24 protein-coding genes and 1 tRNA gene are annotated in these 22,249 nt (G+C 43.8%); 10 read left to right on the top strand and 15 right to left on the bottom strand.

The window, feature by feature from the left end; translation table 11 throughout:
- Positions 1-30: 30 nt before the first annotated feature.
- From ICN22_RS06515 to ICN22_RS06485, 7 genes are all read right to left on the bottom strand, one after another.
- The gene (locus ICN22_RS06515; RefSeq protein WP_216169466.1) at positions 31-1,140 is read right to left on the bottom strand and encodes a CobW family GTP-binding protein; all 1,110 of its coding nucleotides are present in this window, start codon (positions 1,138-1,140) and stop codon (positions 31-33) included.
- A 3-nt stretch (positions 1,141-1,143) separates the two neighbouring features.
- Entirely contained in the window at positions 1,144-1,839 is a 696-nt protein-coding gene (locus ICN22_RS06510; protein WP_216169465.1) for a cyclase family protein, read from the bottom strand.
- Between the two features lie 20 nt (positions 1,840-1,859).
- Positions 1,860-2,606 carry an ABC transporter ATP-binding protein gene (locus ICN22_RS06505; RefSeq protein ID WP_216169464.1) on the bottom strand — a complete coding sequence of 249 codons (747 nt, stop codon included), beginning with the start codon at positions 2,604-2,606 and terminating at the stop codon, positions 1,860-1,862.
- Positions 2,599-4,401: a branched-chain amino acid ABC transporter ATP-binding protein/permease gene (locus ICN22_RS06500; protein WP_216169463.1), complete on the bottom strand. Its 1,803-nt coding sequence runs from the start codon at positions 4,399-4,401 to the stop codon at positions 2,599-2,601. Before ICN22_RS06500 ends, ICN22_RS06505 begins: the two co-directional genes overlap by 8 nt.
- A complete protein-coding gene (locus tag ICN22_RS06495; RefSeq protein ID WP_216169462.1) occupies positions 4,398-5,273 on the bottom strand; it encodes a branched-chain amino acid ABC transporter permease in 876 nt (291 codons plus the stop codon). Before ICN22_RS06495 ends, ICN22_RS06500 begins: the two co-directional genes overlap by 4 nt.
- An 89-nt stretch (positions 5,274-5,362) precedes the next feature.
- Entirely contained in the window at positions 5,363-6,577 is a 1,215-nt protein-coding gene (locus ICN22_RS06490; protein ID WP_216169461.1) for an ABC transporter substrate-binding protein, read from the bottom strand.
- Positions 6,578-6,747: 170 nt separating this feature from the next.
- The gene (locus tag ICN22_RS06485) at positions 6,748-7,581 is read right to left on the bottom strand and encodes an IclR family transcriptional regulator (protein WP_216169460.1); all 834 of its coding nucleotides are present in this window, start codon (positions 7,579-7,581) and stop codon (positions 6,748-6,750) included.
- 301 nt (positions 7,582-7,882) lie between these two features.
- On the opposite strand from ICN22_RS06485, the gene ICN22_RS06480 reads away from it, so the two are divergent.
- Positions 7,883-8,623, top strand: a complete 741-nt coding sequence (locus ICN22_RS06480) for a hypothetical protein (RefSeq protein ID WP_216169459.1) — start codon at positions 7,883-7,885, stop codon at positions 8,621-8,623.
- Between the two features lie 255 nt (positions 8,624-8,878).
- On the opposite strand, the gene ICN22_RS06475 is transcribed toward ICN22_RS06480, so the two are convergent.
- Both ICN22_RS06475 and ICN22_RS06470 read right to left on the bottom strand, forming a co-directional pair.
- Positions 8,879-8,973: transfer RNA gene (locus tag ICN22_RS06475), tRNA-Ser, on the bottom strand.
- Positions 8,974-9,034: 61 nt separating this feature from the next.
- Entirely contained in the window at positions 9,035-10,285 is a 1,251-nt protein-coding gene (locus ICN22_RS06470; RefSeq protein ID WP_216169458.1) for an aspartate kinase, read from the bottom strand.
- A 159-nt stretch (positions 10,286-10,444) separates the two neighbouring features.
- Here ICN22_RS06470 and ICN22_RS06465 point away from each other — a divergent pair, with 159 nt between their 5' ends.
- Together ICN22_RS06465 and ICN22_RS06460 are read left to right on the top strand one after the other, a co-directional pair.
- On the top strand, positions 10,445-10,729 hold the full coding sequence (locus ICN22_RS06465) for a hypothetical protein (protein WP_216169457.1): 285 nt from the start codon (positions 10,445-10,447) through the stop codon (positions 10,727-10,729).
- Positions 10,723-11,016, top strand: a complete 294-nt coding sequence (locus tag ICN22_RS06460; protein WP_216169456.1) for a type II toxin-antitoxin system RelE/ParE family toxin — start codon at positions 10,723-10,725, stop codon at positions 11,014-11,016. Before ICN22_RS06465 ends, ICN22_RS06460 begins: the two co-directional genes overlap by 7 nt.
- Position 11,017: 1 nt before the next feature.
- Here ICN22_RS06460 and tilS read toward each other — a convergent pair whose 3' ends face one another.
- The 4 genes from tilS to cysS are packed head-to-tail and all read right to left on the bottom strand — an operon-like array spanning position 11,018 to position 15,369.
- Positions 11,018-12,328 (bottom strand): tRNA lysidine(34) synthetase TilS, encoded by a 1,311-nt coding sequence (gene tilS, locus ICN22_RS06455; RefSeq protein WP_216169455.1) that lies wholly within the window; start codon positions 12,326-12,328, stop codon positions 11,018-11,020.
- A complete protein-coding gene (locus ICN22_RS06450; protein WP_216169454.1) occupies positions 12,294-13,265 on the bottom strand; it encodes an acetyl-CoA carboxylase carboxyltransferase subunit alpha in 972 nt (323 codons plus the stop codon). The genes tilS and ICN22_RS06450 overlap by 35 nt, the downstream gene beginning before the upstream one ends.
- Before the next feature lie 9 nt (positions 13,266-13,274).
- Positions 13,275-13,931, bottom strand: coding sequence for a DNA-3-methyladenine glycosylase family protein (locus tag ICN22_RS06445; protein ID WP_216863501.1), 657 nt, complete (start codon positions 13,929-13,931; stop codon positions 13,275-13,277).
- Positions 13,932-13,947: 16 nt separating this feature from the next.
- Positions 13,948-15,369 carry a cysteine--tRNA ligase gene (gene cysS / locus ICN22_RS06440; RefSeq protein ID WP_216169453.1) on the bottom strand — a complete coding sequence of 474 codons (1,422 nt, stop codon included), beginning with the start codon at positions 15,367-15,369 and terminating at the stop codon, positions 13,948-13,950.
- 87 nt (positions 15,370-15,456) lie between these two features.
- Between cysS and ICN22_RS06435 the strand changes: the two genes are divergently transcribed.
- From ICN22_RS06435 to ICN22_RS06425, 3 genes are read left to right on the top strand one after another with little or no spacing between them, the layout of a single operon-like run.
- Positions 15,457-16,251 carry a tetratricopeptide repeat protein gene (locus tag ICN22_RS06435; RefSeq protein WP_255533883.1) on the top strand — a complete coding sequence of 265 codons (795 nt, stop codon included), beginning with the start codon at positions 15,457-15,459 and terminating at the stop codon, positions 16,249-16,251.
- A gap of 47 nt (positions 16,252-16,298) precedes the next feature.
- Positions 16,299-16,802 carry a peptidylprolyl isomerase gene (locus tag ICN22_RS06430; protein ID WP_216169451.1) on the top strand — a complete coding sequence of 168 codons (504 nt, stop codon included), beginning with the start codon at positions 16,299-16,301 and terminating at the stop codon, positions 16,800-16,802.
- Complete coding sequence (locus ICN22_RS06425; RefSeq protein WP_216169450.1) at positions 16,799-17,587, top strand: UDP-2,3-diacylglucosamine diphosphatase; 789 nt, start codon at positions 16,799-16,801, stop codon at positions 17,585-17,587. Before ICN22_RS06430 ends, ICN22_RS06425 begins: the two co-directional genes overlap by 4 nt.
- Positions 17,588-17,600: 13 nt before the next feature.
- On the opposite strand, the gene ICN22_RS06420 is transcribed toward ICN22_RS06425, so the two are convergent.
- Positions 17,601-18,389 (bottom strand): inositol monophosphatase family protein, encoded by a 789-nt coding sequence (locus tag ICN22_RS06420; RefSeq protein ID WP_216169449.1) that lies wholly within the window; start codon positions 18,387-18,389, stop codon positions 17,601-17,603.
- A 130-nt stretch (positions 18,390-18,519) separates the two neighbouring features.
- Between ICN22_RS06420 and ICN22_RS06415 the strand changes: the two genes are divergently transcribed.
- A complete protein-coding gene (locus ICN22_RS06415; RefSeq protein ID WP_216169448.1) occupies positions 18,520-19,269 on the top strand; it encodes an RNA methyltransferase in 750 nt (249 codons plus the stop codon).
- A 30-nt stretch (positions 19,270-19,299) separates the two neighbouring features.
- Entirely contained in the window at positions 19,300-20,067 is a 768-nt protein-coding gene (cysE, locus tag ICN22_RS06410; RefSeq protein WP_216169447.1) for a serine O-acetyltransferase, read from the top strand.
- Positions 20,068-20,075: 8 nt separating this feature from the next.
- On the opposite strand, the gene ICN22_RS06405 is transcribed toward cysE, so the two are convergent.
- Positions 20,076-20,663, bottom strand: coding sequence for an FKBP-type peptidyl-prolyl cis-trans isomerase (locus tag ICN22_RS06405; protein WP_216169825.1), 588 nt, complete (start codon positions 20,661-20,663; stop codon positions 20,076-20,078).
- A gap of 44 nt (positions 20,664-20,707) precedes the next feature.
- Here ICN22_RS06405 and ICN22_RS06400 point away from each other — a divergent pair, with 44 nt between their 5' ends.
- Together ICN22_RS06400 and ICN22_RS06395 are read left to right on the top strand one after the other, a co-directional pair.
- A complete protein-coding gene (locus ICN22_RS06400) occupies positions 20,708-21,934 on the top strand; it encodes a cupin domain-containing protein (RefSeq protein ID WP_216169446.1) in 1,227 nt (408 codons plus the stop codon).
- 115 nt (positions 21,935-22,049) lie between these two features.
- On the top strand, positions 22,050-22,244 hold the full coding sequence (locus ICN22_RS06395) for a hypothetical protein (RefSeq protein ID WP_216169445.1): 195 nt from the start codon (positions 22,050-22,052) through the stop codon (positions 22,242-22,244).
- Positions 22,245-22,249: the final 5 nt, after the last annotated feature.

Genomic DNA, 22,249 nt, shown 5'->3' with positions numbered 1-22,249 from the left:
CCTTATTTTAATAAGTCGACCCAAAAGTATTTAAATTGCCCCGGATGATCTATCAAAGATTGGTATTTCAGGAGCTATGCAAGTAGAAAATTGTCTATTAATAAGCTCTCGATCTAATCCTTTCCCAATTAAAACGAGTCTTGTTTCAGGTTTATTATTTGGCCACTGCTCTGCGAGTGCAAGCGGGCTGAATATTTTTTGAACGCTTTGAACAATCACAGGACGATCCTGATCTGCAAAACGCACCAGGCCTTTTATTCTATATAAGTTATCCCCATATATCTCTAGTAACTGAGATAGCATTTCAATTAACTTATCATAAGATAGTGGTCTTTCTTCTCGTATAGAAATTGCTGAAATATCTTCTAAATGATTTTTATGTTCGGCATCACAAACATCGCAAGATTCACCATGGTTATGATGATGATCATGATGTAATGGATTTACATTTGAATTTTCAGCTCCTAGCCAAGTATGAATAGCAGCTTCTTTTTGTATAGGATTGAATAATCCTAAATTTAAAAGTTCGGAGGCTTTCAAATCTGCATATGTTGTTATTTCAATTGGGCATAAAGGGTTTAGATTTCTTATTTTTGCATAGACATTATCAAATATATCCTGAGTAACTAAATCTCGCTTATTTAGTATGATTTTATCGGATATTGCTATTTGCTTTTTTGCTTCTTCGGAATGCGAAATTTGGGTAATAACATTCCCGAGATCAACCATAGTTACTATGGCATCCATTTGGAAAGTTAAACATAAATTCATATCAGTAAAAAAAAGTTGGGCTAGGGGAGCTGGGTCAGCAAGTCCAGTTGTTTCAATGACAACCCTATCAAACGATATTTTTGGCTTCTCTAAGCCTAGCCTTTTTTTATATAGCGAATAAAGAGCGCCTACAAGATCATCTTTCCCTTCACAACAAATACAGCCATTAGAAAGCTCCATCATCTCTTCGTCACGGCGAACTATTAAATCGCCGTCAATACCAATTTCTCCAAACTCATTAACTATGACAGCTATTTGGCCGCTATCAGGGTCACTAAGAAGACGATTAAGCATAGTTGTCTTCCCCGCTCCTAAAAACCCCGTTAATAGAGTAATTGGTATACGCCCATCTTCATTAATATCAGACATGATTTAATCTAAAACGGCCCATGCTCGAACAGGAGAACCGCTACCGTTGTCAATCTTCAGTGGGGGACCATAAAACATATATTCACCCTTACCGATCAATTCCTCAAGGTTAACCAACCATTCGTAATGCGTAATACCACGATCTCTACAGATGCGATGACTAGGAAACAAGTTGTGTGATGGCTTATCCGTAGAGGGACCTTCTACTCCATGCAATTTTGATCCACGATCTGCTAACCAGTGGGTTGCATCTGCAGTTAATCCCCAATTACTCCATACAACTTCTGGCTTTGGAAAGTATTTATTGTGAAGACCGCTACACATTAAGACAATATGACCATCAACCTTAACTCCTGATTTTTTCTCGGCAGCCTCTAAATCCTTCACATCAACATCGGCTAAATCCTCAATATGGCGTAAATCAAAACAAACACTTTTACCCATAAACATTTCTAAAGGCATTTTATCTACGGATAAACCTTTTGGGCTTACATGATAAAAAGAATCTACGTGAGTGCTAATATGGTCTAGTGTAGATATAAAAGTTGTTGCAAACGTCATTGGATCACCAGGTACGCCAAGCCCAAGTGCTGCTGACTTTTCATGAGTCCAATGAGGTGTAACTATTGGACGCTGAAATAATTTATGTGCTGGCATGTTATCTGCCAAGGTTAAGGTAAGATCAACAATTCTAGACATATATAAACTCCCTTTTTGATTTAAACAACGATTAAAACTTTTTTATTTATTTTTTTACCTAAATACGCCTCCATTACCCTTGGATCATGAGTTAAGTCTGTTGAATTACCAGAAATCGTCACTTGCCCACCCTCCATAACATAAGCTCGACTTGTTACCGCAAGAGCCTCAGTAGCCAATTGCTCTACCAATAAAATTGATAGTCCTGCTTTGTTTAAATATGTGAGAACAGGAAATAAGAATTGCAATATTTTGGGAGCTAATCCTAGAGATACCTCATCTATCATTAACAATTTTGGTTTAGCTAGAATTCCACGAGCAATAGCTAACATTTGCTGCTCACCGCCAGATAGAGAGCCAGCTAGCTGATCCTTTCTTTCTTTTAATCGCGGAAAAAGATCGTAAATCTCTGCTATTCCATTACTTACATCACGACTATCTCTTAAGTAACCACCTAATTTAAGGTTGTCCTCAACTGATTGATCTGCAAAAACATGACGGCCCTCTGGAACTAGAACAATTCCTTTTTTAACCATTTCGTGACTTGGTAACCCTTGAATAGGCATTCCCTCTAGCAGAATACTTCCTTTTGATGGACGTATGACGCCGGCAATGGCTTTCAGTGTTGAGCTTTTCCCAGCTCCGTTTGATCCAATAATTGCAACAAATTCACCTGGATATATTTTTAAAGAAACATCTCTAGTTGCCTCTACACGACCGTAAACAACCGATAAATCTATCACCTCAAGAAGGGGTACATTATTCATTTGCTGCCCCTTGAGAACCAAAATAAGCTTCAATAACCATAGGATTTTCTTGTACCTCGTCTGGAGTGCCTGAGGCAATGACAATGCCATAGTCAAGCACTGTGACAGCATTAGATAAGGCCATGATCATTTCAACATGATGCTCAACTAAAACTATCGTAATATTTTTTTCTGAAAGAGAGTTGATTAGTCGCTTTAAATCCTCTATTTCCGAATGAGTTAATCCAGCGGCTGGCTCATCCAATAATAAAACTTTAGGCGAAATCGCTAACGCTCTAGCAATTTCGAGTCGCCTCTGGTGGCCAAATGGTAGATTTCGAGCTTCTTCATGAGCATAATCATCAAGTCCAACATAGCGCAGCAAGGAGTTAGCTAAATCATGAAAATGATTTTCTTCTTTAGTGAAGGTAGGCCAACGAGTTATTGTTGCTAAGAGTCCTGATTTATATTTCGTGTGAAACCCGACTAAAATGTTCTCCAAAACAGTCATCTGACCAAAGAGCTCGGTGTTCTGAAATGTCCTAGCAATTCCCATTTTCGCCAAAGTATGCATTGGCAATCCAGAAATATTTTTGTCATCAAAAGTAATAGATCCGTCTGTTGGCTTATACAGACCAGAAATGCAATTTAAAAAAGTTGATTTTCCAGCGCCATTTGGGCCAATGATTGCATGAATTGAACCGGGCCTAATAGCCTCAGAAATATTATTATTTGCAACTAAACCGCCAAATCTAACAGTTAAATTATTGACGCTTAAACAAACTTGAGATTGCTCAATTGGTTGCCTAATCAACTGGTCAACTAAAGGCTCTAATGCTGGCCATTGATTTGACTTATAAAGTCGCTTTGGTTGAAGTTTGCTGTACCAAAAAATTATCGTTCCGACGATTCCAAGAGGCATTATGAAAATTACTATTGTAAGCAATGCTCCATAGGCAAAATGCTGCCAGATGCCAAATTTTTGAAAAAATTCCGGGATATACGTCAGTATGGCGGCACCGATCAGTGGACCTAAAACTGTTCCAGAGCCACCTAAAATCACCATCAACAGGTATCGTAATGAATCTAAAAAACGAAAAGTATCTGGGTTAACGTAACTATTCAGATAGGCATACAAAGCGCCTGCAATGCCAGTTAGAACAGCTGCCAATGTAAATGCCAAAGTTCGCGCTGTTATAGGATTAATACCAACTGAACGCACAGCAATTTCACTTTGTGTTGCTGCTCTCATGGATCTACCAAAGCGAGATTTTTTTATGTTGTAGTGAATGGCAAACGATACTAAAAATATTATTCCAATAAGGTAATAAAATCCAATATCGTCTAAAGCATGCCCCAAAAAATCAATTTTTGGAATATTGCTAATACCAGTTGTACCACCGGTAATGCTAGACCATTCGATGGCAATATTCTCTACGACAATTCCAAAAGCAATGGTAATAACTGCTAAATACACTCCCCTAACCCGAAGCGTAGGATAAGCTAGTATTACACCAAAAATCCCCGTTAAACACATTGCGGCTAAGGCTGCAGGAATAAATTCAAAACCAAATTTCGTAGCCAGTATCGATGCTGTATAGGCTCCAATAGCTAGTAATCCCGCTTGTCCAAGACTAATAAGCCCAGCAAGTCCTACTACTAAATTAAGGCCTAAAGCTACGACTGCATAGATTAATAGAAGCATCCAAACTCGTAATTGATAGGCATTACTAAGTATGTATGGCAAAAGGATAATTGCAATAATTAGCCCCACTAAGAGCCATGAAAAATAGTTTTTAAAAATCTGACGGCTCATACCTTAACCATCTCTTTTTTTCCAAAGATTCCTTGAGGAAAGATAAATAACAGAAAAATAATTACTGTAAAACCTATTGCTTCTCTAGCAGCGCTACTAATGAAGCCCTCAATAAATTTTTCCATAATTCCATAAATCAATCCCATAATAACGACGCCGCGAGCATTAGTAATGCCTGCAATGATTGCAATAGCAAAACCTTTTAAGCCAAGTAAAAGTCCCATTGTTGATGAGGCTTGAACTATAGGGGCAATTAAGATACCAGCACCACCTCCAAGCGCAGCTGCAATTCCAAAAGATATAGCTGTCATTAGCTTTACGTTTATACCCATAAGACCAGCAGCCATTTGATTAAAAGCAACCGCCCTGATCGCTCTCCCAATAAGAGTTCTGCGATAAAAAAGCTCAAGGCAAAGTAAAAAAGTTATTGCAAATACTGGGATTAGTAATTCTTGCGGATAAATACCTGCGCCGAGGATGCTTATTGGCTTCTCTATCAATGGAGTGACTAGCGGTCTTGCAAAAGATCCAAAGGTAATGGTCACAAAGCTTTCAAGCATGATTCCGATCCCGATTGTTGAAAGCATCCAACCAATCCCTGTTACTTCCTTTAGAAAAGGAGTAACCGCAAATCGCTCTATTAGAACGCCATAAATTATGCAAATTAGAATGACGAAAGGAATGGCTACGATTAAAGGAATGCCTTGCCCCACAAAAACTACAGCGAGAACAGCCCCAAGCATTACAACATCACCGTGTGCAAAATTTGCTGCTCGACTTGCGGACCACATAATACTAAAACCGAGACCAATAAGAGAATAGATAGCCCCTATTGAAATTCCGCTCAGCAAATACTGAACTATTGCACTCATTGAAGCTCCTTAAAAATTACATAGATTGACTAAATCTAGGTCTACTCACTAGAAGTAGCTAGACTCAGTCAACTAAAAACAAAAATTTTCTATTTATAAGGTGTTTCAGAGAGCGGTAATAGCTTTCCATCGTGCCAGGCCGAAAGCTTATAGTACTTAGGCAATATTGCATCTTGACGCTCTTGCGTTTTCTCAAAGGCAGGTTCGTACTTAGCCACTAAACCATCATAGTTAACTTGAAATAAGGCATCCCTTACTTTCGTTCTATCAAAACTTCCTGCTTTAGTAATTGCCTGAGCAAGTATATAAACCGCATCATATGAGTTGGCAATACCACTTCCCATTTTGATATCTTGAGGTGTATTAAGTTTATACTTAGATTGGATTTTTTTCCAAACCGCCTCACCTTTAGGATCTAGCTTTCCCGTCCAAATATAGGTCTGAAACACTAAAACGCCATTAGAAAGCTTTCCGGCTATTTCACCGAGATTTCCAGCTAGACCCCATGCTGAAACAATATTTGCGGGACGATAGCCGATCTTATCCATGCCACGCAATATTTGATTCCCCTCACGATCAAGTGCCCAAATGATTACGGTATCCGCACCGGCATCTTTGACGCGCAAAAGTTGGGGCGTCATATCCACATCATTCCAGTTAAATGTCTCAAGAGATACTAGGCTTAGGCCCTTAGCCTTCATCGCAGCCTCAACATCTGGCTTTCCTCCATTACCCCAGCCTGTATTTTCGTATAGAAGGGCAACTTTTTTATTTTTAGATCTTGTTACTGCCTGCTCTACAAGAAATTGAGCTACCCACTTATCTTTCGCTGAAACCCTGAACATCCATTTATTTTGGCCGTTTTCTTGCTCAATAATTGCAGTGGCACCGGCTGTAGTTCCTACATAAGGAATGCCAACCTGAGCTACAGGATCTCTCATGGCTAACTGAACTCCGCTATGGTAACCACCAAGCATTGCGATGCAGTTATCAGAAAGGGCTATTCGCCTTACATTGTCAACACCCTTTGGTGGCTGACCAGAATCATCGTATGCGATTAAAGACAGCTTTTTACCGAGAACGCCACCTTTTGCATTAATCTCATCGATTGCAATTTCAGCGCCCATCTTGATCGCCTCCCCACCAAATGAGGCTGCTCCAGTGAGGGGTACAGACGCTCCAATACAAGACTCTGCTTGCTGAGCCTGTGATGAAACAGATGCAATTACACCCATAGCCACAACTAACGCCTTAATTAAGGTGCTCTTTGCCGTAAAAAGAAATAATTGATTGCGATTGCTCATAACTCCTCCTATGTGAACGTCATGATAAAAAATACAGTTTTAGATTACAGCGATTCAGTCTAAAAACGGAAGAATCTAAGCTTAATAAAGTTCCATAATGTGGACTTTTGATAGAGTGGAGTCACTGGTCAATCGTTGCAAAACATGGCGTAAGAGCAAAACTTAAAGAATTAAAGGTGGGTTAGAAGCCGGACACGTTCAGCTGCGTATCCGATATCTCCACTTAAAAGAGATCTTATATTTTTTGATTCTTTCTGAAGAATGGAAACTATTTCATAAAGCTCTTCTTGGGAAATGCGCGGTGAGGCTACGGTAATACTGATTGCACCAAGAATATGGCCCGCTACATCAACGATGGGAACGGCTACGCCGCTATGACCCCTCAAAAGACGTTCATCATGCGAGGCAAAACCCTGAGATCTACAAATTTTGACGCTCTCAAGGAGGGTGGCAATGTTCATGTCAGCAAAACTTCTTAAACGTCGTGCATTTTTCATCACAATACTTGAAACTTGCTCATCAGGCAGATTCATAAGTAAAGCCAAACTACCCGCACCGATACCAAGTGGGCGATGAACGCCAACCTGTAAGGCAGGTAATTCAAAACTCATACCCTTAGATCGAGCAATAGAAATTGCATCGACTCCACTTCTTATAGTTAGAAAAGAAACATATTGAGTTTTGCGAGCTATTCTTTCTAACGAAGGCTGGCAAAGATTGCGGAATTTAAACTGTGGGGCAGCTGTTAATCCAAGCTCAAAAAGGGAGTGCCCTAAAAAATACTTTTGATTATTGCGATGTCGCATAACCCAACCTTCAACAACTAAAAATTGTAATATCCTATAGACCGTGGGGCGTGATAAGTTCAAGCCACTAGCTATATCAACAAGACGAACTCCCTCTACGTTAAATGAGGCAATATAGCTAATAATTTTTATTGTTCTGCCGATACTTTGAGTCCCATTCTGGGAGGGGTAGCTGGAATCCTGCTCACTCATATCCATAGTAGCCTTTGTGCCTGTAACATAGCCCCTACTTTAAATCCAATTAAAACATTGCTTTTTTATTTTCATACCTATACTACACCCTCGATTTATTAGTCTCTAGGCTTTAAGCCACAGTGATTTAAATATATAAGTAGTAATGAAATTTAAAATGCATTCCTACCAAAGGAAAATTGGCTGTATCTAGCCAATAGTCATTTCCCCATTACTTGATGAAACTAATCCAACGATTAAAGACTGACAAATACGATCAGTATCTACCTATAATTACCTAGTGTTGCTTATTCTTAAACTCACTGTAGTGCCCTTATTTATTGGCTTAATTACCTTGATAGGTCGTAAGTGGGGTCCTAGTATTGCGGGTTTAATAAGCGCCTTTCCAGTAGTAGCAGGGCCCATCGTTATTTTCATTACAATTGAACATGGGCCTGAATTTGCTTCATTAACTTCTGTATCAGCAATTTCTGCTACAGCTTGCCTACTTACTTTTTGGGTTATCTATTCTTGGGCATGTATTCGTTTAAGTTGGCCCTTAGCCATACTGTGTGCTCTAACGATATGGTTTTTTTTAGCCCTCGCCTTAGCGATGACCTCACTCAGTCTTGGCCTTGCTTTACTAATCGCCATTTGCTCTCTAATAGTTGCACCATTTCTCCTGCCCCACATAAAAACAACTACTCTTCCCAATGCTAAATTTTATGACCTTCACTGGCGTATGTTGGTTGGTGCTTTATTAACTTTCACAGTTACAACTTTTGCTACGGTTTTAGGTGAAGCTTGGAGCGGAATCCTAACAGTTTTTCCAGTTATTGGATCTGTGCTTGCGATATTTACTCATCGCAACCAAGGGGCTTCTTATGTCACACAGGTTGCACGTGGTACGGTTAAAGGCCTTTATTCCTTTGTAGCATTCTTTTTTACTTTAACACTCTTGCTGCCAAAAACAACTATTTGGGAAGCTTGCCTAGTTTCGATTACGGTCGCTATCGTTACTCAAATTATTTTTCAGTTTATTGTTAGATCAATTAAAAAAGTTAGATGATGAGTACTCCTCAAACAGCTGCTTATCGCTTGTAGAGCGCAAGTATGAGCCAACTAAAGTTTGGCCTGCCCAGCACGATTCGAACGTGCGACCTACGCCTAAGAAGGGCGCAATCTTTAGCTAACTCAAAAATCTCTTAAAGGCCGTAACGATCCATCAGCGCCAAAAGAAAAGCCACCCCGCAGGATGGCTTTGGTAACGATTATGTTAACAGGGGTGTTGTATTGCCACAAACCCTAGTAACACCTATTGACTTGGCGGAGACGAGAGGATTCGAACCTCCGATCAGAGTTTTAGCCCCGATGCTCCCTTAGCAGGGGAGTGCCTTCGACCAGCTCGGCCACGTCTCCGTTTTTCATACTAGTACAACGAACCATAGTGTAACGGATAACCATTACCCAGAGGTTTCTTTTACTTCTGTTCGAGCTCAAACACCTTGTGCAGAGCACGTACAGCTAGCTCCATGTATTTCTCATCAATAACAACTGAAATCTTGATTTCGCTAGTAGAAATCATGAGGATATTGATGCCCTCTTCTGACAATGTACGGAACATTTTGCTGGCAACGCCCACATGGGAGCGCATGCCGACACCAACTACAGATACCTTTGAGACCTTAGGATCGCCATTAATTTCTTTTGCTTCAATATGGGATTGCACATTCTTCTTGAGCAAGTCCAATGCTTTTTGATAATCAGCGCGTGGCACTGTAAAGGTAAAGTCTGTCTTACCTTCAAATGACTGATTCTGAATAATCATGTCCACATCAATGTTGGCATCCGCAATCGGACCCAAGATTTGATAGGCGATACCTGGGCGATCAGGAACTCCCAGAACGGTAATTTTTGCTTCATCACGCGCAAAGGCGATGCCGGAAATAACTGCGGCTTCCATAGTGCTGTCCTCTTCAAATGTAATCAAGGTGCCCGACTTCATCTCTTGGTCTAAAGGCATCAACGGGTCTGTCAGTGATGACAGGACACGGGTTTTAACTTTGTACTTACCAGCAAACTCCACTGAACGAATCTGCAATACCTTTGACCCTAGACTTGCCATCTCTAGCATTTCTTCAAAAGTAATCTTATCCAGACGACGTGCATCTTCACAAACACGCGGATCGGTCGTGTAGACGCCATCTACATCGGTGTAGATCAAGCACTCATCAGCTTTAAGTGCTGCGGCCATTGCAACGGCCGATGTATCAGAACCCCCACGACCTAAAGTGGTGATATTGCCATGGGGATCAACGCCCTGAAAACCAGTAACTACTACGGCACGCCCTGCATTGAGATCGGCAAGGATTTTTTTGTCATCAATACTCTTGATGCGTGCCTTAGTAAATGAGGAGTCCGTATGAACAGTCACCTGCCAACCGGCATAGCTCACTGCATCAACACCCTCACGCAACAAGGCCAAGGCCAATAAGCCAGAACTGACTTGCTCGCCTGTGGAGGCAATTTGATCGAGTTCGCGTGGATTTGCATCAGGATTAATGTCTTTTGCCAAACCAAGCAAACGATTGGTTTCGCCGGACATCGCTGAAGGCACCACAACCACCTGGTGACCTGCACGCATCCACTTGGCAACGCGTTTAGCGACATTCTGAATGCGCTCAACCGAGCCCATTGAGGTGCCACCATACTTATGAACGATAAGAGCCATAAAAACCGTTGTGTTGTCTATTTACAGGGAATTACATTCCCTAGGGTCTAAAAGGGGCTTATTTTACAGGGTTTTTATCGCTCAAAACTAAGGTGATTGACAGTAGATCAATCAGACTATACGATTTGGTGTTACCTAAGTAACACCAGGAGACCGACTATGAGCATTGTCAGCACTACCTCTTTAAAACTCACAGAAGAAATTAAGCTACAAGCTGCGAATGCCGCTAAAGAACTGGGCATGACTCCCCATGCATTTATGGTGGAAGCAATCAAGCAAGCCAGCATCAATGCAGAAATACGCAGAACCTTGATTCAGCAAGCCAGCATTGCTCGCGAAGGGGTTATGAAGAATGGTAAGGTCTATGAATCAGATAAAGTTTTCGAGGTCATGAAAGCCCGTATAACTGGAAAAAAATCTACACTAAAGGTTAGTAATTGCTAAGAATTGTTTTTGCACCACAAGCAGTTGATGATTTAGAGAGAGTTACTGACTTCCTAATTGAAAATGATAAAAATGCTGCTCTTCGCACTATCGAACTTATTGAAGAAGCGATTCAAATTCTAGCGAGACATCCTCTGGTAGGACGCCTTTGCGATACCCACTTAAGAGAGCTGGTGATCTCACGGGGAAAAAGTGGCTATGTCGCTCTATACAGTTACGAGGAATCAAAAAATATCATTCTCATCAATGCCATTCGTCAACAAAAAGAATCTGGCGGGCTTTACTGAGTTAGAACAGCTCCCAAGAGGGCAAAACTCTTTTTCCTGATGAGACCAGATGAGGGTAGCTCGTCCCTACCCCAGCAACGCCTATGAGCTGGTCGTTGATGTACAGCAGCGGCACCAGTCGCTCCCAAGGTGGCGTATCAGATTCCTGAAAGAGGTTCTTAAGCGTTTTGCGCGGGGTATTGGGCTTGATTTGCAACTTTTCCGCCCCTTGGCGTAATCTTTCCTCAATCAGACCTTGCTTTTGAGCTGTAGCGACCCAATCAGCAGACAAGCCAAGCAACTTGCTTCGGGCGGGCACATTTTGGAAAACCCACTGACCTGACCTGCAGTGAGTTATGTGCAAGACGCTGCGCCATAAATAAATACTTGCCTCATCATGCTGCCACTCCAAGCTGGAGTCTGACTTTACAGACTGTAGGTCTTTCCACCAAGACTCGAGACGTTCCTGGGATGGCATTGCTAGATCATTTAACTTCAACCAATAGCGCATCACATTATTCGCCGCTGGTTGGTCTGTCTTTGCAAGGGCTAAGAGAGGCACTAGCTCGAGCTTGTTACCCTGAAAAATACCTTTCCCATCTTGCTTTGCTAGACGATCGAGCAAGACTTGGGATTGAGCCACTAAAGCAGCACTGCGAGCTAGGTTGGCAATTGCACCAGGCTGAATTTTCTCTAACTTCGGAATGATTTCTTTACGAATGGCATTGCGACGATAACGTGTATTTTGATTGCTGGGATCTTCTACCCATTTGAGTTTATGTTCCTTAGCGTAAGCCTCTAACTCTGCCCTACTTTGATTAAGCAATGGGCGCCAGAGAGTGATTGGGCGGCCTTGGCTTACATTGGCGCGATGGAGAGGCATGCCAGACAGACCGGCTACGCCAGAACCACGCAGGAGTTGTAAGAGCACTGTTTCGGCTTGGTCGTTTTGATGATGCGCAAGTAGCAAATCTTCAATGCCATGCTCAATACATAGATCAGTCAAAGCATCGTAACGCTCTGCTCTTGCTCTGGCCTCAATATTGCCCTGAGATGGATCAGCAAAATGCAGCAGACGAAAGTCAAAATGCACTTGGTATTTTTTGGCTAGCTGCTCACAAAATTCTAGCCATTGATCAGCGGGCTTTTGCAATCCGTGATGAATATGAAATACCCAAACCTCAGTTGGGTCATTGGAGTTTGCTTGAATCGCTTTGCAAACAGTATCAAGCAACACAACAGAATCAAGCCCACCGCTTAAGGCAAGCCCAATTCGTTTGGCCGCTGGTAAAGCTGCCTTAAGACTTGACTTCGATTTCCTTGAACTTGCCATAACTCATCAAGCGCTCATGGCGACGCTCTAGTAGCGCATCCACTTTCATTCCATCAAAAGTCTTGAGTGACTCAGCCAAAGCTTTACGCATATTGTTCATCATCGTGTCGTAATCACGATGTGCGCCACCAGTAGGCTCAGCAACGATCTTATCAATCAAGCCAATCGCTTTTAAACGTTGTGCTGTCAGGCCTAATTGCTCAGCAGCTTCAGGCGCTTTATCTGCAGTCTTCCAAAGAATAGATGCGCAGCCTTCAGGTGAAATTACCGAATAAGTTGAGTTTTGCAACATTAACACCACATCACCCATCGCAATCGCTAGTGCACCACCAGAACCACCCTCACCAATAATGGTAGCAATGATTGGCACCTCTAATTCTGCTTGAACATAAAGGTTGTGACCAATTGCTTCTGATTGGTTACGCTCCTCTGCATCAATCCCCGGAAATGCACCCGGCGTATCAACAAAGGTAAACACCGGTAATTTAAATTTTTCTGCCAGGCGCATAACGCGCTTTGCTTTTCGGTAACCCTCGGGGCGACTCATGCCAAAGTTTCTTAGAGCACGCTCTTTTGTATCACGACCTTTTTGATGGCCAATGACCATACAAGGCTGATTTTGAAAACGAGCTAAGCCAGTGATGATGGATTGGTCGTCTGCAAAATTACGATCGCCATGAAGCTCATGAAAATCGGTGAACAAGGCACCGACGTAATCTAAGGTGTAAGGACGTTGAGGATGACGCGCTACTTGGGAAACTTGCCATGGACTTAAATTGGCATAGACGTCTTTAGTGAGTTGCTGACTTTTTTCAGTCAGCGTTTTGATCTCATCAGAAATGTCTACTGATGATTCATCTTGCACAAATTGCAGCTCTTCAATCTTTGACTCTAGTTCAGCGATTGACTGCTCAAAATCCAGGAAAGTCGTTTTCATAGTCTGATTTTAATATTCAACTGGCTTGGGGTCGATACTTCTCCACATATACCAAGTAGCTACCGTACGCCAAGGGGCCCAATTTGCAGACACTTCACGGGCTTCATGCCTGCTCACAGGCTCACCGCTGAAGTAATTAATGGAAATAGCCTTAATCAGTCCAGCATCGTCTAAGGGAAGAATATTAGGTCTAATCATGTTGAAAATCAGGAACATTTCGGCTGTCCAGCGACCAATTCCCCGAATCCCACACAATTCTTTGATGATGGCCTCATCCTCCATACCCTTCCACTGATTGGCATGTAAACGACCAGAATCAAAGTGTTCAGCCAAATCACGGATATATTCCACCTTGCGACCCGATAATCCTGCTGCACGCAAATCATCAATACTTAGGGTCAGAATATTTTTAGGATTGATTTTATTTTTAGATGCTAGCAAAACCTTGGACCAGACAGACTGAGCTGCAGCAACCGAAATTTGCTGGCCAACGATCGATCTTGCTAGAGTAGTAAATGCATCACCACGAGTCCGCAAAAAACCTGAGCCATATTTTGGAATCAGTTTTTTTAAAATACGATCGTGCTTCATCAGCTCAATGCAAGCCTGCTCCCAATAATCGGGGGCAATTTCTTCAATGATGACTTGCTGTGCAACTTTACTCAAAATAAATATTCTTCAATTAACTTTTGCGCCATTCGGTAATGCCACCGGGCTTATCTTCTAATACTACGCCCTGATCTAATAAAGTCTTACGAATTAAATCAGCCTTAGTAAAATCTTTATCTAGCTTCGCGGCGACTCGTGCCGCAATTTGCTCTTCAATAGCAGCAGCAGATAAGTTTGTATCGCCACCTCGGGATCCTTCTTGCAAAAACACGATCGGGTCACGTTGCAAGAAGTTGAGGACTTTAGCCAACCCCTTGAGCGTATTGGCTAACTGTGCTTTTTCTTCGCCCTGCGCACGGTTCACTTCGCTAGCTAAATCAAACAGGGCTGCGATTGCCTCAGGTGTATTGAAGTCATCATTCATCGCATCAGTAAAGCGCTGAGCCCATGGTGAAAGGGGATCTACAGGTTTATCACTCAATACAACCGAAGCTAAAGCCGTGTAAAGGCGAACCAGTCCAGCACGAGCCTCTTCGAGCTGTGCATCACTATAGTTAATTGGGCTGCGATAGTGGGCGCGTAGCATAAAGAAACGCAGGACCTCGGGATCGAAGCTCTTAAGAACATCACGGATTAAGAAAAAATTACCCAATGACTTGGACATCTTCTCTTCATTGACCCGGATATGCCCGTTATGCATCCAGTAATTCACAAAAGGCGCATCGCTAGCCTGGTGATCTTGGCCGTAGAGAGCCCCCTCGCTCTGAGCAATCTCATTCTCATGATGCGGAAACTGTAAGTCTGCACCGCCACCATGAATATCAAAATGTTCGCCTAGTAAATCGCATGACATGGCAGAACACTCAATATGCCATCCAGGGCGACCTTCACCCCAAGGGGATTTCCAACGCGTATCAGCAGGCTCTTCTGGTTTAGCGCTCTTCCATAGAACAAAGTCCAATGGATCTCGTTTACCACCGCCAACAGCAACACGCTCACCAGCATTTAATTCATCTAGAGATTTTCCAGAAAGGCGACCGTATTCTGGAAACAAGCGAACGGCAAAGTTCACATCGCCATCCTCACCTTGATAGGCTAGTTCTTTTTCAATCAATCGACCGATGATGCCCCGCATTTGCCCGATGTAATCGGTTGCACGAGGCTCATGATCGGGAAGCATTAAGCCCAATTCATTTGAGTCGGCATGCATCGCGTCAATAAAACGCTGTGTCAAAGCGGAAATAGGCTCACCATTCTCAATCGCACGATTGATGATCTTGTCATCAATATCCGTGATGTTGCGGACGTAAACAACCTCATAGCCACACGCACGCAGCCAGCGCACCACCATGTCAAAGACAATCATCACTCGGGCATGACCAATATGGCAAAAATCATAAACGGTCATTCCACAGACATACATCTTCACCTTGCCCGGCTCAATGGGTTTAAAGGCCTGCTTGGAACGACTGAGAGTGTTATAGATTTGCAGCATAGGGGCTATAAAGGTGGGCAAGTAGCGCCAATTTGTTAGACTGAGCGCTGAGTATATCGAATGAGCCCGTTTTTCATCCCAAACCCTATGTCAACTAACCATTTTTCACTACGTCCAGCCCAACTGGGTGGCTTGTGCGCCATTTTTACTGTTTTACTCCTTGTGGGCTGCAGCACCCCTGGGCAACAGTTAGCAGAGGCTGAAATTAAAGCCCTTAACAGCTCCTCCGCTGGTGCTCAAGGCACTCAAGCGCCCTATCTAGGATCCTATGGCCCGAATGACCCCCCAAGACTATCTGGTAATGACGCTAGCTACGATCAATTTAATGCTGAACTGTCAGATTCTGTCGCAGTTCCATTTTTATCCTTTTTAATTATTGAGCCTGATCCGGTAACTAAAAATGGGGTTCCATCCGATATTGAAAAGTTGGTCAAAGCCAAGAAATATCCTGAAGCTATCGATAGCATTAATAAGCAACTCAAGAAAACACCAGGCAATGTTCAATTACGTTACGTCAAAGCGCGTATGCAGATTGAAATGCGCCAGTGGGCAGAAGCCAAAAAGACCTTGGTTGAAATTACCCAGCAATTTCCGGAGCTGCCAGAGCCATACAACAACTTAGCCGCACTAGCAGCAAATCAAGGCAATTGGATTGAGGCAAGAGATTATTTAGAGCTTGCCCTGAAATTACGCCCGAGCTATACGGTGGCCTCTGCCAACTTAGGCGAGGTCTATATTCGTCTTGCTGCCCAGGCCTATGACAATGCCGCGAAGGATGCAGCCTTAAATCAGCGTCAATATACCAATCGCGCAAAAGCATTGATGGAGATACTGAAACCACCTAAAAAGGTGACCGCGCCAATGGCACCTGTCTCAAAATAATATTTTCTAGTATTTTTATCCACTAACCCATAGAAAGTGAATTCAGCATGGCTAAAGTTCTACTCAAAACAAATAAGGGCGATATCACCCTCACTCTAGATGCTGCTAAGGCACCAAAGACCGTTGCTAATTTTTTACAGTACGTTAAAAGTGGTCACTACGATGATACGATTTTTCATCGCGTGATTGATAACTTTATGGTTCAAGGTGGCGGCATGACCACTGGCCTGAAAGAAAAAAAATCTGGCGCTCAAATTGAGAATGAAGCAGACAACGGTCTCAAGAACGATCGTGGCACAGTGGCTATGGCCCGCACTAGCGATCCGCACTCTGCGACAGCGCAATTTTTTATTAACGTCAACGACAATGACTTCCTAAACCACACCGCTCCTAATGCTCAAGGTTGGGGTTACGCTGTATTTGGCAAAGTCACAGATGGTCTTGATGTAGTTGATGCCATTCGGAAAGTCAAAACAGGTAATACCGGCTTTCATCAAGATGTTCCTGCAGAAGACATCCTCATTGAAAAGGCAAGCGTTCTAGAGGAATGATTCCGCAATACGCGAGCGCGCTGCTCATTTCTGATTTGCACCTCACGCCGTCAATGCCCTTGACTGCGCAACGCTTCTTTGATTTTTGTGAAAAAGATGCTCCCAAGGTAGAAGTTGTATTGATCTTGGGTGATCTATTTGAGTATTGGGTTGGGGATGATGCTGCTCTACATTCGCCTTTTCACCAAGAGATAAAAAAAACGCTTGCAACACTGTCCACCAAAGTAAAAATCTATTACCTTCATGGTAATCGGGACTTCTTAGTTGGCAAGTATTTTTTAAGTAAAACGGGTATGACCCTCTTGCCTGATCCTAGCAAGATGAATATTGCAGGCTCTGAATATATTCTCTGTCACGGCGACTCCCTTTGCACAGCAGATATTGGCTACCAAGTTTTCCGTAGCTGGGTTCGTAAACCCTGGATCCAAAAACTATTCTTAAGAATGCCATTGAACTGGCGCCGCTCGATTGCTAATTACCTGCGCAGCAATAGTGGCGTGCAATATCAGCGGTCAATACAATCCTCATTTGAGGGTGCACAAGCAAAAACGGATGTCACCTTAGCTGCCTGCGCAGCAGTTCTTAAAGATCAAGCTGGGAATCAATTGATACATGGTCATACCCATCGACCAAAACACCATCAAGAGCATCTACAAGATCAAGAATGGCAACGCTGGGTTCTATCAGACTGGGATTTAGATCATCCCGAGAGTGGGCGGCCACGCGCAAGCGCCCTACTCATTAATCAAGATGGCGTCCGTTACGCCGACCTGATCAAAACCTAATGCTACCGCCCAATTAACAGATGGAATATTTGGATAAGCACTGCACCATCTGAGCAAAAATTCGGGGGTTTGCGCACATGACTTCACCACTTTGCAGGAAGCCCTCTTCACCGCGGTAGTTACCGACAAGTCCACCAGACTCAGTAATCAATAAAGCACCTGCGGCCATATCCCATGGCTTGAGATCACTCTCAAAAAATCCATCGTAACGACCAGCAGCAACATAGGCTAAATCAAGAGATGCTGCACCAGGACGACGTAGACCAGCACACTGGCGCGACATATCTGCAAAGATTTTTAAATACTTCTCTAAGTCCTGATCTTCGCGATAAGGAAAACCAGTGCCCAACAGGGAATTAGCTAAACGATCTTGCGTGGCAACACGTAAGCGCCGACGATCTAAATAAGCACCAGCACCACGAGTAGCGGTGAATAACTCATCACGCGTTGGGTCATACACCACTGCTTGTTGGGTTACCCCATTTACAGATAGTGCAATGGAAACTGCATATTGCGGGAAGCCATGAATAAAGTTGGTTGTGCCATCGAGTGGATCAATGATCCAAACGTTTTCAGCGTCAGTGTTTTGGGCACCAGTTTCTTCAGCTAAAAATCCATGCGAAGGATAGGCTTCGCTGAGCGTTTCAATAATAGCTGCTTCAGCCTGTCTGTCCACCTCGGTTACGAAATCATTATGTTGTTTGCGGTCAACCTGAAGTCGCTCTAAATTGAGAGAGGCTCTATTAATCACGGTTCCGGCACGACGGGCAGCCTTAACGGCCACATTTAACATGGGATGCATAGTATTGATGGACAAATTAAATAAGAACAAGCTCACCAGATTGCAAACTGCGGGACAATAAGGAGCTAACGCCATGATTCTAAACGATTGCTACATTGAACTACCAAGCCACTAGAGAACTCCTGTTGATATGAATGCCTCACAAGCAAAGTTACTCCGCTGGGTTTTAGTTGAAACCAGCCACCCAGGCAACGTGGGATCGGCAGCCCGTGCACTAAAAACCATGGGGTTTAGTGATCTGCGCCTGATTGCACCGAAAATTGCGGGGGTTGCCCAGACGCCTGAGGCTGTTGCTCTAGCCAGTGGTGCAGTCGATGTCTTGGAATTTAGTGAAGAGACCTCGTCTTTGGAATCAGCCGTTCAAGACTGCACACTTGTCTTGGGACTCACGAGTCGTGATCGTGAATTCGGACCACCAGCATTAAATTGGCAAGATGCTCGACCATTAGTAGAGGCAGCTATCACAGGTAATCAGAAAGTCGCCCTACTCTTTGGGCCAGAGCGTACAGGGCTGGATAACGACCACCTCTCCCTGTGCACCCATCGTGTATGGCTTGATGCTAACCCACTCTACCCCTCCCTAAATCTGGCCCAAGCCATCATGGTTTGTGCCTTCACCCTCAGAGAATCCCTAGCGGAGGATTTGGGGCTTGAGGTCTTAGACCCTAATACTGAGCCGGTAGATTTTGCGGATCCTGCAGCTGTAGCTGCCATGCTGGAGCACTGGCGCGAGGGACTGGAGGCCATCGGCTACCTTGATCCCGCCAACCCCAAGAAGCTCATGCCCCGCTTACAAGCGCTATTTGCCAGAACACGTCTCCATAAGGAAGAAATCGACCTGCTCCGGGGCATTGCTAAACAGATGCTCCTGAAAAAATAGATTGGGCTTTACCCGTTAAAATCAATTTATATGCTTAATTCGCTCTTCGACCAAGTCGACTCCATCATTGTTCGTGACCCTGCCGCAAGAAATCGCCTAGAGGTCATTACCTGCTACCCAGGCTTACATGCTGTTTGGATACACCGGGCATCACATTGTTTATGGAACTTGGGTTTGAAGTGGATTGCGCGCCTGCTATCGATGCTGGCTCGCTTCATTACTGGCATTGAAATTCATCCTGGAGCCAAGATTGGTCGCAGAGTATTTTTAGATCATGGTCTTGGAATTGTAATTGGAGAGACTACTGAAATTGGTGATGACTGCACTATCTATCAAGGTGTTACCTTGGGTGGAACATCCCTCTATAAAGGTGTAAAGCGTCACCCCACCTTAGGTAAAGGCGTAGTCATTAGTGCGGGAGCTAAAGTTCTTGGCGGCTTCACTGTAGGTGATGGCGCTCGTGTTGGATCTAACGCCGTAGTTCTAAAAGAAATCCCAGCGGGCGCAACTGCTGTCGGAATTCCTGCGCGTATCTTGCATCCCGATTTGCCACAGGCTAGCTCTCCAGATAGCAAGGCTAAAGAATATTTCTCAGCCTATGGCGTCACACCCAACGTAGATGATCCAGTTTCGATGGCACTAAAAGGTTTAATTGATGCCACTCTAGAACAAGAGGCTAAGATCGTTGCACTTGAAAAAGCGCTAGCAAAATTGAGTAACACGCCATCATCACACACCGATGAAGCTAGCGACACCAAGCGTGACCTCGATGTTTTAAAAGAGTGGCTTAAAGAGTAGTCCTAGTTTTAGTGCAGAGTTGGTGATGAGCTACCAGGGTGAGAGATTGGGCCAGCAGAGTCATCCTCGCCGTCATCTGAATCATCGGGCATTCCAAATATAAATGCTTCACCGCCCTCAGGCTGTTGATTTTCAATCTCTTCATCTGTAGCGGTTCGGATATCTTCCACTTGAACCCAGAAGCGCAAAGCCATACCAGCTAGTGGATGATTCCCATCTAAAACGACTTGGCTATCAGCCACGTCAGTAACGGTGTAGATCAAGGGGTCTTCATCTTCATCATCAGAGTCTTCCCCTTCTTCGTCAGGAACACCCTCAAACTGCATACCGACTTCCAAAGGCTCAGGAAAGCGTGCGCGTGGCTCAATCTTCAGTAACTCGGGGTCATACTCTCCAAAGGCTTCGCTCGGTTCAAGCTGGATGCTGGCCTCATAGCCCACATCCTGACCGTCTAATAAAGTTTCGATTTTAGGAAAAGTGCCCTCATATCCACCATGCAGGTATACCATCGGAGAGTCTGGTTCCTCGATAATATTATTTTGCGCGTCAGTTAATTTGTAGCGCAGGGATACAACGGTATTTTTTTCGATCTTCATGCGTAATTCATTCAACATTGTGTTTTAAACAGCTTCTGACTGATATGACAGCATTTTACTTGAGCAAAGCCTACGATCCACCACAGGCACCCCAAAACCTCCCACTAGATCGCCCCTGGGCTCTTCTAGGGGGCAATAGCCCTCAGCAGTTCATGAAAACCTATTGGCAAAAAAAGCTGCTGCTAGTGCGAGGCGCCATCCCCGCCTTTGAGCTTGCCAAACAAATAGATGAGCCCTTGGGTAGCGCGATATCGCCTGAAGAGTTATTCAAAATAGCGGCCGACGATGCCGTGGAGTCTAGATTAATTAAGGCAAAGCCTTGGACTTTTACAAATGGTCCATTCAAGAAGAAATCCATCCCTGCCATCGAGAAGCCGAATTGGACGCTCCTGCTTCAAGGTATGGAGGCTAAACATCCTGCAGCTGCAAAAATATTGTCTTGGTTTCGCTTTATTCCGGATGCGCGCTTAGATGATTTGATGATCAGCATTGCTGGTCCTGGTGGCGGCGTAGGCCCCCACTTTGATTCTTATGATGTCTTTTTAATTCAGATGTCAGGGCGTAGACGCTGGCGTATTTCTGAGCAAAAGGATTTAACCTTAAATCCAAATCTACCTATGAAAATTCTGCAGGACTTTAGAGTCGAGCAGGAGTGGGATCTGGAGCCAGGCGATATGCTTTACCTGCCACCCCATATTGCTCATGATGGGATTGCTTTGGATGCAGGCTGTCAAACTTGGTCAGTTGGATTTAGATCGCAAAGCTATAAAGAAATCTTACAAGAAGGCTTGTGGCGTTTAGCTGAGTCACTAGAAGATATTCCTGAACTCAATCAGCACTTTGCGGATCCGAAACAAGGAGCAACCCATTGTGCGGAGCAACTTCCAGCAGAAATCATTACGCAAGTAGCGCAAAAGTTAAAAGGCTTACAACTAGATCGCGTAGAAACATTCCTTCCTGGCATAGCTGCCTATCTCAGCGAACCAAAACCCCAGGCCTACTTTGATGGAAGCGCCAATAATCTCTCGCCTGAGCAATTTAGACGCCAACTTACAAAGCAAGCTTTACAAGCACACCCCAACACAAGACTTCTCGCCTTGGGCACAAGAATTTACTGCAACGGCGAAGAAATGACCGGCGGTCAAACCGCCCCTGTAAAGGCGGCCTGGCGCTCGCTCGCAAGTAACAAACAGTTCACGGGCTCATTAGGAAAAATTGGAGTAAACAACAGCCTTTTTGAGGCTTTTGAAGCTGGATGGCTGCTTTTTTAACGCTCAATTAGTAGATGGCTATAATGAATGCTGGAAAGTACCTAGGGTCTAACCCTGCGCTTACCAAATATCAATAACCGGTTATTAATGATAATTTTTTAAGAGGAAATTACAAATGAAGAAGTCACTAGCACTCGTAGCAATGTTGGCAATCGCTTTAGCCGCTTGCGGTAAAAAAGAAGAAGCAAAACCTGTTGAAGCTGCTCCTGCTGCTCCTGCTGCTGCTCCAGCTGCTGACGCTCCTGCTGCTCCAGCTGCACCTGCTGCACCTGCTGCACCTGCTGCACCTGCTGCTGACGCTAAGAAGTAATCTTC

Origin of the sequence: Polynucleobacter bastaniensis, from assembly GCF_018882205.1 — a bacterium.
Lineage (GTDB): Bacteria > Pseudomonadota > Gammaproteobacteria > Burkholderiales > Burkholderiaceae > Polynucleobacter > Polynucleobacter bastaniensis.
The sequence above is the reverse complement of the archived record's forward strand: the minus strand, read 5'-3'. Positions and strand labels throughout refer to the sequence as shown.